Origin of the sequence: Rahnella bonaserana (assembly GCF_019049675.1) — a bacterium.
Classification (GTDB): domain Bacteria; phylum Pseudomonadota; class Gammaproteobacteria; order Enterobacterales; family Enterobacteriaceae; genus Rahnella; species Rahnella bonaserana.
Genome location: NZ_JAFMOW010000064.1, coordinates 59,180 through 71,122, shown reverse-complemented (window position 1 = coordinate 71,122; position 11,943 = coordinate 59,180). Strand labels below are relative to the sequence as shown.

Genomic DNA, 11,943 nt, shown 5'->3' with positions numbered 1-11,943 from the left:
CTGCGTCCTGCAGCAATGCTGTTTTTCCGGGACAGAAGACAATGAGCCACAGTAAATCGGATGCGTCAGAACATCCGCAGGGAGAAACCGCCGCCAGTGACGGGATCTCCGTTATTGCTTTATTGGTTGCTGCTGCTTTCTTTATGGAGTTTATCGACGGTACGGTGATTGCCACCGCACTGCCGCAAATGGCGATTTCCTTCGGGGTATCAGCGGTCGATCTCAATGCCGGGATGAGTGCGTATATGCTGACGCTGGCGGTACTGATCCCCGCCAGTGGCTGGGCAGCGGAACGTTTTGGTGCCCGCAACGTATTCACCTTTGCCCTCGCCGTCTTTACGCTGGCTTCGCTGTTTTGTGCCATGGCGACCAGCGTCAGTGAATTTATCATTCTGCGGATTATTCAGGGCATTGGCGGTGCGCTGATGGTGCCGGTCGGTCGTCTCACGGTGCTGAAAACCACACCAAAACCGCAGCTTATCAAAGCCATCGCCACCCTGACCTGGCCTGCGCTGGTCGCGCCGATCCTCGGGCCTCCGCTCGGCGGATTCATTACCCATTACGCCTCGTGGCACTGGATTTTCTATATCAATGTGCCGCTCGGGATCATTGCAATGGTGCTGGCGTGGCGTCTGTTTCCTCAGGCACCTTCCGATGAACCTAAACATTTCGACAAACCGGGGTTCCTGCTCACCGGGCTGGCGATGCTTTCGCTGGTCACCGGTCTGGAACTGATCAGTCAGGACCGTATTTTGTGGACGACCGCAGTGCTGTTACTGGTCGCAGGTGTGGTGCTTTCGGTGCTGGCTGTTCGTCATCTTTACCGCGCCCCCGCGCCGATGGTGCATCTGGATTCGATGGTGATCCCGACATTTCGTATCAGTATGGGCGGCGGCTCACTGTTTCGCGTGACCATCAGCGCGGTGCCGTTCCTGCTGCCGCTGATGTTACAGGTCGGATTTGGGATGGATCCTTTTCATGCCGGTTTGCTGGTACTGGCCGTGTTTGCCGGTAATCTGGCGATGAAACCGGCGACCACGCCGCTGATCCGCCGTTTTGGCTTCCGTCCGGTGCTGGTAGTGAATGGCCTGCTGAGCGTTTTCTCACTGCTGTTCTGCGCATTTCTGATGCCGGGTACGCCGGACTGGCTGGTGATGCTATTGTTGTTTCTCGGCGGCCTGAGCCGTTCAATGCAGTTTACCGGCATCAGTACGCTGGCCTTTTCGGATGTACCTGCAAAACAAATGGCCGATGCGAATACCCTGTTCAGCACGGTGCTGCAACTGTCGGTCGGGCTTGGGATCACGGTCGGCGCGCTCGGCACCCGTCTTGGTGAACAACTGGTGGATGCGCTGCACTGGCAGTCTGTCCCCGGCATGAGTTTCAAAGTGGCTTTTGTTGTTATCGCGGTGCTGACCCTGATTGGCTGGCTGGATATGTTGCGCCTGAAACCGGATGCCGGTTCATCTGTTTCGGGCAAAAAGTAAATCGCTGCTCTATGCTGAGTCGTGTTAATTAACCCCTTTGGGAGTTCCCGATGTTCACAGGATTAAGTGCTTTTCCTCTCACCCCGCTGACTGATAAAGGCATTGATGAGAAATCTTTTGTCAGGCTGATGGCGCGTCTGGTGAGTGCGGGTGTGGATTCCATCGGTGCACTGGGTTCAACAGGCAGTTATGCTTATCTGAAACACAGTGAACGTGACCGCGTTGCCCGGCTGGCGGTCGAACACGCCGGGGGTATTCCCGTGATGGTCAGTATCGGTTCAGTTCGTACCTCTGACGTGCTGCACCTGGCGGAAGATGCCCAGCGCGCGGGTGTGAGTGCGGTATTACTGGCACCTGTGTCGTATCAGAAACTCACCAGTGACGAAGTCTTTACGTTATATGAAACGGTGACCCGTCATCTTTCGGTGCCGTTATGCGTTTACGATAATCCGGCCACGACGCATTTTGATTTCACTGATGAGCTTTACGGGCGTATCGCGCAACTGCCTCATGTTGCCAGTATCAAAATCCCCGGTTTATCTGCTGATCCGGTTGCCACGCAGAAACGTCTGGCAGAGCTTCGTCCGCGGGTTCCGGCACATGTGACGCTTGGCGCGGCGGGTGATCTGGCTGCTGCCACGGTTCTGACGCAAGGCGGCGATGTCTGGTACTCCGTCATTGCCGGATTGTTCCCGGAAATTCCGATCGCTATTACGCGTGCAGCGCAAAAAGGCGATACCCAAACTGCGCAGGCTTTATCAGCACAGCTGGAACCGTTATGGGAAATGTTCCGTCAGCACGGCAGCCTGCGCGTTGTGGCAGCCGCCGCAGAAATTCTGGGTCTTGCGTCCGCACCTTGTCTGCCGCTACCGCTTCAGTCTGTGACGGGTGATGAACGCCAGCGACTGGCCCGAGTTCTCGGACAGCTTGATTTACTTGCCTGATATTCGAGGCGGAAATATTTCCGCCTCGATTTATTTCCCCGAGACAGTGGGTGCGCATAATTTATCTTATAAATAAATGTTATCCCTTAATATTATTCACCATGTTTATTAAATGACGTGATTTAAAAAGTACATCTATTTGCATTTCCCCTTGTGTTAGACTGGCCTGCCTAAAAATGAAGTCTCTATTTTCGTATATGTAATTATTTATAAAGATAAGGATGTTTATGCGGACGCATGCAAAAAATGGACATCGCTCAAAAGATGATTTATTTCTTCACAGGCTGAAAAACAAACAACTCGCTAAACTCACCCACTCGGCGAAAAATACCAGTCATACTTATGAGTTTCAAAATAAGCTGGCCCATGATCGTAATTTTAACAACATAGAAAAAACCGCCCAGGAGTCCTGGGCTGCGGCGGTTATCCTGAGAAACTCCAGTGTTTTTGGTGACACAGTTTATAAGCTCTGTGATAAATTCAGGAGTATATGGCTGGAAAATAACAACTCTGAGGAATTTAAATTTTTCGTAAGGAAAATTGAAGAGGATGTTGATATTGACGGTCAGTTTGCGAAGATAGCTAAACAGGATATTGCCTCCGTCCTGTCGTCTTCGGAGTATTCAGCAGAAATGTTCGTCAGAAAAATACAGCTAATTAAATCGATGGGGGCATTTATCATCGATTATGCGATTCAGGATGCCCCAAAATATGCGTTTCTGTTTAAACACAATACCTCTCCGGTAGCAAAAATAAAGCAGAGAAACAGGCCAGATAGTCTTTTCAGGGTCAGGGGGCGCAGCGGCGTGCTGTCGAAATCTTATCGTGAAGACGTTGGTATTCTTGATAAAGCCGTCTTCGACCAGCTTGACCCGAAACTGAAAAAAATATTAACCATTAACGGACTGACGAAAATCAGACCGCTTTTTCGTACCCGAATCAGTCACAAACTGCCAGACGGCAGTCCCGCATTTGTTGAGCGTATGTTCGACCGTGATAATCCTTTACTCGCGTCTATCTCAGGCAGTACCGCAACATCTTTATTGCGGCAGAGGTGCTGGACGATAAACTGAGCCAGTCTCAGCTTGATCAGATAACACTTTCCGCTATCGCCCTGATAGTCGGAGGCGGCTATCACGCTTTGCACGAAGTCATCAATATCCGTTTACCACATCTTAATGTTATTACTAGCATTGAAACCCAAATGCGGCATAAAAACCGTGTTGCGGAATTAAACGAATATGTCGCGGCTTTACATGACGCCTGTAACCTGTTGAGATAATTGTTTTCCCCGCTTATACCGGCAGTGTCCTGCATGATCATAAATTTTTTGCCTGCGCACATCCGGCACAGTTGCCATTATTTATTTTATAAGAAAATATTGTCTCCTTATATTATTCATCATGGTTATTGATTAACATTAATTCAAAATTACAGCGGCCTGATTTGTCTCCTGTGGTAAACTCGCTGCACTGAAGGTGAATTATGCAGATGTGAAAATTTGAAAAAACAAGGGTAATTTATGCTGACGCAGAAAAGTAATGATTTTAAGACCAGAGATGATTTGTTTCTTAATAACCTCCGAAACAAGCAACTCGCTCAACTCACCCGCGCGACAAAGAATGCCAGCCATACTTACGAATTTCAAAACAAGCTGGAACATGATCGTAATTTCAATAATATAGAAAAAACTGTTCAGGAGTCCTGGGCTGCTGCCGTTATTCTGAGAAATGCCCATGTTTTTGGCGACACGATTTATATGCTTTCCGCTAAGTTTTCCAGGGTATGGTTAAATAATAACAACTCTGAGGAGTTTAACTTTTTTGTAAAGAAAGTCGAAGCAGATGTAGATACTGATGGCCAGTTTGCAAGGATATCTAAACAGGATATCCCCTCTGTTCTGTTATCTGCGGAATATTCAGCAGAAATGTTCGCCAGAAAAATACTGCTGATTAAATCGATGGGAGCATTTATCATCGATCACGGGATTAGGGATGCTGAAAAATATGCGTTTCTGTTTAAACATAATACTTCCCCTGCGGCAAAAATAGTAGAGAGAAACAGGCCTGAAGGTCTGTTCACTGTCAGGGGGCGCAGCGACGTGAAATCGAAAGCCTATCGTGAAGATATCGGTATTCTCGACCAAGCAGTTTTTAGTCAGCTTGATCCGAAACTGCAACAAATATTAACCATTAACGGACTGACCAAAAACAGACCGCAGTTTCGCACGAGAATCAGTCATAAGCTGGCGGACGGCAGTCCCGCATTTGTGGAACGCATGTTTGACCGTGATAACCCTTTAATCGCTTCAATCTCCGGCAGTACCTCCTGCATATTTACAGCGGCGGATGTTCTTGACGATAAACTGAGCCAGTCTCAGATTGATCAGATAACCCTGTGCGCTATCGCTCTGTTTGTCGGAGGCGGCTATCACTCTGTGCACGAAATTATCAATATTCGTTCACCGCATCTCAATGTTATCACCAGCATTGAGAACCAGATGCGGCTCAAAAACCGTAGTGCAGAATTGCAGGAATATGTCTCGGCTTTATATACCTCGCGTGACCTGCTGAGATAATCTGCTATTCCCTCTCTTTTTTAACGGCGGTGACCTCCCGTGGGAGATGCTGCCGCTTTTACGTCACGCCATAAACAGCCACCCTTTTTGACCCTTATTCCCCCGTTTGATTTCGCTTAAATCGCTTAAGGTGGCCGCATCATGAACCTTTTCTGCCTGCGCGCTGGCGCGGAGCAAAACCACTAAAGGCTATTCAGGCGTGGCAAAATCATTTTTACGCAGTGGCAGTCTCAACGACATCCTTGCGCTGGGCGAGAACGGGCAGCCGGTTTACGCATCAGCCCTGCAATTACGGGAAACCTTACGCCTGCGTAAACAACCTGCAATCGCGGATTGTCTGGCTATTCCGCAACTCAATGAGGCCGGTGACCGCCTCGACTGGTATTCACCGCGTGAGGGTAAAGTGGTTTCCTGGGCGGCTGCAACAGATGCAGCACGCGCCTCGGCATTACGCCAGCTGGAAAACTGCCTCGATACCGTGTCGCATATCAGCAAAGCGGCAAAATCCTCCGGGAAATCTGCCAGCCAGTTTTTTGGCGCATTACTGGAGAAAGCTTTTCGTTTTCCGGACCAGAACCACGTTTATCTGGTCGGCGGTCAGCCAGTTCTGACGTTCTGGGGCTTTGTCAGCCTCGACAGCACCAGTAATCCCGATCCTTTTGCTGCCCTGCGCAATACACTCAAAGCGGATGAACCCTTGCCTTCACTTTCGCTGGCCGCAGAAAAAGTCAAAACGTCTGAGCCGGTTATGGCGCCTGAAGCGCCGGTGCGTGTGATAAAGACCATTGAAGCGCGCGCCGCAGAGCAGGAAGCCGTCGCACCTGAACCAGTTGCGGCGCAGCGCCGTAAAATATCGCCGCTGATCTGGGCGCTGCCGGTTGCCGCGCTGGTCGTGGCCGGTTCTGCTGCGGGCTGGTTGTACTCCCGCCCTCCTGCGCCGAAAGCAGAGACAGCTCAGACTGAAATCAGTAAACCTGCTCCGGCAGCCGAACCTGCGGTCATCGCCCCGCCACCGGTCGCTGAACCCGCCAAAGCTGCTGAAATGAAATCCCCCGATGCCAAAACCACCGATGCCGCACCTTTACCGGTTGCGCCTGCTGCTGTTGTGGTGCCTGCGTCAGAGCCGGTGGCGGAAGTCGAGAAAACGCCGGTAGTGGCTGAACCTGCCCCTGCGCCAGTGAGCAAAAATGCGCTGGTACTGCCGCCGGATGCGGTAAAAATCGGGTCAACGAAATTCCTCAACGGTAACTGGAATGGCATCGTTGAAATCAAAGATCCGGTCACCGGTAAGCCGCCGGTGCTGCGTTATCAGTTCAGGCAAGGTCAGGGCACGGTGAGAATCACCTATGGCGCAGGTGTTACCTGTCGCGCACCGGTCAATGCCGGGTTGATGCAGTCAGGGAATCTGGTGATTAACACCCGTTATAAAGCGAAATGCAGCGACGGTTCACGCTATCAGATGCCGGAAATCAGCTGTACCCAGGGCGCGACTGGCGCTGCCGTGTGTCAGGGCCGTTATAACGGCGACACGGTTTACCCAATGACGATTAAGCGCGAAGGTAAATAAGATCATGCTGGCAACCATTACTGATTTTAAACAAAAGATGACTTTGATCCGGGACAGCGGCATCCAGTTCCTCGACTTCGCGCTTAAGCCGGTCTGGGATACCGAACTGCCTGCCAAATTTGTGCGTAAAAGTGCCAACGGCCCGCTGTTGCGTCTGGATTATAATCCGCAAAATGGCCGTCACTTTTTACCGGCAACCGACGGCGGCGCACCGGAAGTGGTGCGTCCTGAGTTCAGTTTTCCGCTGGAACAGTCGCTGAAACTGCTGGATCAAATCTGGCTGCCGCTGCCTTTCCTGCGCTTTAATCCTCCGCGCACTTTCATGGCTGGCCCGGATAACTGGGCAAGGGTGCAAATCCGTCAGCTGGATACGCCGGAAGCGGACGGCAGCACACACCGCGTGGTGATTGCTTTCGATACCCGCGTGGTGGAAGGCGATGATGAACATACCCCGCTCGCCCCGACACCGGATGATGTGAAAAACGGCATCAGTTTCGCGCTGGCGTGGCATAACGATGAACTGCTGGATTTTCTTGACCAGACCTGGGTTGACGGCTGGCTGCGTGAAGTTTTTACAGAGCAGTCGGCTATCCGCGAGCAGCGTGAGGCGCGCAACATCAAAGTCGCCTTGCGTGAGTTTGAATATCAGGCGCACTACCTGAATTTACTGGAAATGCTCGGCAGTCAGCTCGGCATTCCGGAGCTGAAAATCAGTGGTGCCACCCTGCAGGAACCGGCCATCAACGTGGACCTGATCCTGGATGTCGGTAATTCGCATACCTGCGGCATTCTGGTTGAAGATCACGTCGGTGAAATCGACGGTCTGAAGCAGACCAGCGAACTGCAATTGCGCGATCTTTCTCAGCCGCATTTCCTCTATAACGAACTGTTTGAAAGCCGCGTGGAATTTGCTCAGGCTCGCTTCGGCAAGCCTAACTTTTCTGCCGAAAGTGGTCGTGACGATGCGTTCATCTGGCCGTCAATTTTGCGTGCCGGGCGTGAAGCCAGCCGTCTGGCTTTACTGCGCGAAGGTACCGAAGGCTCGACCGGAATTTCCAGCCCGCGCCGCTATTTGTGGGATGAAGACAGTTACACGCCGGGCTGGCGTTTCAGTCAGGGCGGGCATGGCGCGATTACCGAACCTGTCGCGGCCGCCATGCCGCTGACATTTCTGATTAATGATGAAGGACAGCCGCTGTCTGATTTACCGGCTGAAGACCGCCTGCCGGTATTTTCGGCGCACTACAGCCGCAGTTCGGTGATGACGCTGATGTTGTCCGAACTGCTGGCGCAGGCGCTGATGCAAATTAACAGCCCGGCTCAGCGTACCAAAATGCTGCGCTCTTCCGCTCCGCGTCAGTTACGCAATATTATCCTGACCCTGCCTTCGGCGATGCCTAAACCGGAGCGTGAAATCTTCCGCCGCCGCATGCAGGAAGCCATTGGTCTGGTATGGAAATCAATGGGCTGGCATCCGTCTGATGACGGCTTTAAAACTCCGGCAGACAAGGCGAAAAGCCTGATGCCCGTGCCGGACGTGCAGATGGAATGGGACGAAGCCACCTGCGGTCAGATGGTCTATCTGTATAACGAAACGCAGGTGAATTTCGGCGGCCATACGGGTGAGTTTTTTGCCAGCATGGCACGACCTGACCGCGAACTGGCGGATGACGAACCAGTCGGTAAAACCCTGCGCATCGCCTCGATTGATATCGGCGGCGGCACCACCGATCTGGCTATCACGCAATACTGGCTGGATGACGGTGTGGGTAACAACGTCAAAATCACCCCGCGTCTGCTGTTCCGCGAAGGCTTTAAAGTGGCGGGCGACGATATTCTGCTCGACGTCATTCAGCTTTACGTTTTACCAGCGCTGCATGCGGCACTGAAAAAGGCCGGCCTGGCGAATCCTGACGGGCTGATGACCCGTCTGTTTGGCAGCGAAGGCCGCATGGACGGACACGCAACGTTGCGCCAGCAAAGCACATTGCAAATTTTCATTCCGCTGGCTCACGCGGTGCTGGAAGTATATGAACGCTTTGACCCGCTGGATACCCATGCGGAAATCGACGCACCTTTTGGTGAGTTGCTGGAACAGCCGCCGACGCAAAAAGTGCTCGATTATCTGCACAGCGAAATCCAGCGCGTGCTGCCTGCCGGTTCCGCGGTCTTTGATATTTTGCAAACACCGCTGGTGCTCAAACTCAGCAAGCTGCACGGCGAGTTTTTATCCAACCGGATGAGCATTACCCAGAATCTGCGTTCACTGTGTGAAGTGGTGTCGTTGCATGATTGCGATGTCCTGCTGCTGACCGGTCGCCCTTCGCGCTTCCCTGGTATTCAGGCGCTGTTCCGTCACCTGCAACCGCTGCCGATTAACCGTATGTTATCCCTCGACGGTTATCACACCAGCGGCTGGTATCCGTTTAATAAACTCGGGCGCATCGACAATCCGAAATCTACCGCTGCCGTGGGCGCGATGCTCTGCCTGCTGGCGCTGGATCTACGTCTGCCGGGCTTCTATTTCAAAGCCGGTGACTTCCAGCCGTATTCGACGGTGCGCTATCTGGGCATGCTCGATGGCAATCAGGCGCTGACCGGGGAGAACGTTTGTTACAGCGATATTGACCTCGATGCCCATGATTACAAACTCGACACCGGGGCCAGTTTCCGTATCCGTGGCGCGATTTGTCTGGGCTTCCGTCAGCTGGAAAATGACCGCTGGCCGGCGTCACCGCTGTATACCCTGTCAATTGCCGAGCCTGAGCTGGCGCGCAAAGTGGCCGGTGACAGCGTGCTGCGGGTGAAACTGGCGGTCAAAAAAGGGGAAGATCACCCGACGCCGGAATTTTTTGATATTGCCAGCGCGGTACTGGACAACGGCACCAAAGTGCCAGCCCATCACCTGCGTCTGCGGCTAAATACACTGGGCGAAAGCCATTACTGGATCGACAGTGGGAGCGTATTCGTCTCATGACAATCAGCACAACAACAATTCCGGCGCAGGATCTGACCACTAATGTGCTGCAACGTCAGTTTGCCGCCGCGTCCGACACTATTGGCGATGCGCTGAACTGGGTGGAAAACACCCGCGCTCAGGCACCCCGTTTAGATCTTGAAGCTGACCGGCTTAATTTGCAGTTAACACGCTGCCGCGATAAAGCGCAGCGTCTGGCACTGGCTTGTGAATTGCCGCCGGCTTTGGGCTTTTATGGTCATTCACAGGCGGGTAAATCCTATCTGATTTGTTCGCTGGCCGCCGGGAATTACGGGCGACTGGAAACCCGTCTGGGCGGGGTTACCCTGGATTATCTGACGCAAATTAATCCGGGGCATCGTACCGCGCGCCTGGCCACCCGTTTCACACGTCAGTCCGATGTGCGCGACCGGGCATACCCGGTTCGCGTGCTGTTACTCAGTGAACCTGATCTGGCCCGCATCGTTATCCGCGCTTTCGAGCCGGACAGCTATTACCACGTGCCGGATACGCAGCAAATCACCGAACATCTGAATAAACTGATGATGCATCGCCAGCCGGAGCCGGTTGAAGGCTTCAGCAGTGAGCAGATGATGGGATTATGGGATTCCATGATTCGACTTGATGCCCGTCGTTTTCGCCATCTCAATGCGCATTTCTGGCCGGTCGCGGTAAAGCTGGCACCGTATCTGAATGTCGATGACCGTGCGCGTTTGCTCTCAATTCTGTGGGGCAACGTGCCCGCGCTGACCACGGCTTACCGTCATTACGCGCATACGCTGCAACACCTGGGTGGCGCAAAGAGTCTGCTGGCTCCGCTCAGTGTGCTGGTCGATGATTCAATGCAACCGGCCGATGGCATCTTCAGTCAGTCTCCGGCCTTTGACATTGAGATTTCAGTCTGCCCGGAATTTGAAGATACGAGCACTGTACCTGTGACGTTGTCACTTGAAGAGCTAACCCTGCTTGCATCTGAAGTGCAGATCCCCCTGCTTTCGCCGCCACGCGAAGCCTTGTTCGAACAGTTTGATCTACTGGATTTACCGGCTTACGGCGACGCAGAGGTCGACGACAGTGATGACGACATTACGCCGCTGTTTCGCGCCAAAGTCGCGTATCTGCCGGAACGTTACACCGACCGCCATGAGATGAATATGCTGATGGTCTGCACCGCCGCGGATAAACGTGATGACGTGGTCGCGGTTGGCCGGACTCTCGAGCACTGGGTGAAAGAGATGCACGGCGAAAACCCGCAGGTACGCAGCCGCCGCAAACCGGGCCTGGTCTGGGTGCTGACCCCGTTTGACCGGCGGATGACGCAGTCTGTGCATTTTGACGAGGCTGTTCAGCGTCATGTGGGCAATCCGGGCGATGCCTGGGGCGCACTGCTGGCGATGGACGAGCGTGGTTTGCAACGCATGGCGGATTATCTGGTGGCTGAAATCCGTCCTGAGGTACGGCTGACCCGTCTGAGTGAACTACGTGATGAACTGCATCGTGAACTGGCAGACAACCTGCTCGGCCGCTGGTATCAGGAAGGCGAAGCCGCGGATCCGCAGCAGAAACAGCGTACGGTACAGACGGTAATTAAAGCGCTGCAAACCCGCACCGGCGTTCATGGCGAACTACTGGAAAAATTGTTGCCAGGCCGCGACGAGCTGCACCGTATTTATCTGGAACATACCAGCCAGCCGGTGGAATCCGGCGCTCAGGATGAAAACGGCGCGGAGAGTTTTGGTATCGGCATCGATATTGATCTCTTCGCAGAACAACAGGACGCGCCCGTCTGGCAGGCGAAAGCGGATGATGGCACCGCGTTTGCCCGTCAGGTCCAGCGTTACTGGATCAACCAACTGCGCAGTCTGCCGGAAAACGAACCGCTGATCGCCCTGCTCGGCGTGGCGAAACCGACGGTCGAACTGCTGATGGAGGAGCTTATCACTGCCAGTTTCCGTCTTAATATGGGGGAAGCGCTGGTGCGGTCTTTAGGCAATGTATTACCGGCGGGTGCGCGTGAACATGAACATCATGCCGACCGGCAGGTTTCCCGTGCGCTTACCGTGCTCGGCGATTTTGTGGCGTGGCTGGGCTTTGAAAAACAACCTGAAGCTGAGCGTCCGGAAAGCCGCATAAATAAAGGTCACAAGATCTTCGCCAAACCGAAGAAAAGCGTCGCCAGCTGGAAATCATCCCAGCGCCTGACCAAACTTTCGGCCACCCCGACCAATTCCACCGCGTTTTATATCTACGACTGGCTGGTGGGGTTGCAGGAAAGCATTATGCAAAATGCGGGTTATGCAGCGGGCGGTGAAATCCCGGCAGCACAGCGCGCCGATCTCGCGCAGTTGCTGAAGACGTTAAAAGCGGCAAACTGAATAATTAAACCGGGA

General features: G+C 53.2%; 7 protein-coding genes. All 7 read left to right on the top strand.

Annotation, left to right across the window (positions count from 1 at the left end):
* Positions 1–41 precede the first annotated feature (41 nt).
* The gene (locus J1778_RS14410) at positions 42–1,487 is read left to right on the top strand and encodes an MFS transporter (protein WP_217173749.1); all 1,446 of its coding nucleotides are present in this window, start codon (positions 42–44) and stop codon (positions 1,485–1,487) included.
* A 50-nt stretch (positions 1,488–1,537) separates the two neighbouring features.
* On the top strand, positions 1,538–2,431 hold the full coding sequence (locus J1778_RS14405) for a dihydrodipicolinate synthase family protein (protein WP_217173748.1): 894 nt from the start codon (positions 1,538–1,540) through the stop codon (positions 2,429–2,431).
* A 227-nt stretch (positions 2,432–2,658) separates the two neighbouring features.
* Entirely contained in the window at positions 2,659–3,504 is an 846-nt protein-coding gene (locus J1778_RS14400) for a hypothetical protein (protein WP_217173747.1), read from the top strand.
* Positions 3,505–3,953: 449 nt separating this feature from the next.
* Positions 3,954–5,009: a hypothetical protein gene (locus J1778_RS14395; RefSeq protein ID WP_217173746.1), complete on the top strand. Its 1,056-nt coding sequence runs from the start codon at positions 3,954–3,956 to the stop codon at positions 5,007–5,009.
* 199 nt (positions 5,010–5,208) lie between these two features.
* On the top strand, positions 5,209–6,576 hold the full coding sequence (locus tag J1778_RS14390; protein ID WP_217173745.1) for an SrfA family protein: 1,368 nt from the start codon (positions 5,209–5,211) through the stop codon (positions 6,574–6,576).
* 4 nt (positions 6,577–6,580) lie between these two features.
* The gene (locus J1778_RS14385; protein WP_217173744.1) at positions 6,581–9,553 is read left to right on the top strand and encodes a virulence factor SrfB; all 2,973 of its coding nucleotides are present in this window, start codon (positions 6,581–6,583) and stop codon (positions 9,551–9,553) included.
* Positions 9,550–11,928, top strand: coding sequence for a virulence factor SrfC family protein (locus tag J1778_RS14380; protein WP_217173743.1), 2,379 nt, complete (start codon positions 9,550–9,552; stop codon positions 11,926–11,928). The genes J1778_RS14385 and J1778_RS14380 overlap by 4 nt, the downstream gene beginning before the upstream one ends.
* Positions 11,929–11,943: the final 15 nt, after the last annotated feature.

What these genes read in the sequence shown, in the direction of transcription:
- J1778_RS14410 (WP_217173749.1), top strand. Translation starts at nt 42, where the DNA reads ATGAGCCACAGTAAATCGGATGCGTCAGAACATCCGCAGGGAGAAACC.
- J1778_RS14405 (WP_217173748.1), top strand. Translation starts at nt 1,538, where the DNA reads ATGTTCACAGGATTAAGTGCTTTTCCTCTCACCCCGCTGACTGATAAA.
- J1778_RS14400 (WP_217173747.1), top strand. Translation starts at nt 2,659, where the DNA reads ATGCGGACGCATGCAAAAAATGGACATCGCTCAAAAGATGATTTATTT.
- J1778_RS14385 (WP_217173744.1), top strand. Translation starts at nt 6,581, where the DNA reads ATGCTGGCAACCATTACTGATTTTAAACAAAAGATGACTTTGATCCGG.
- J1778_RS14380 (WP_217173743.1), top strand. Translation starts at nt 9,550, where the DNA reads ATGACAATCAGCACAACAACAATTCCGGCGCAGGATCTGACCACTAAT.
- J1778_RS14395 (WP_217173746.1), top strand. Translation starts at nt 3,954, where the DNA reads ATGCTGACGCAGAAAAGTAATGATTTTAAGACCAGAGATGATTTGTTT.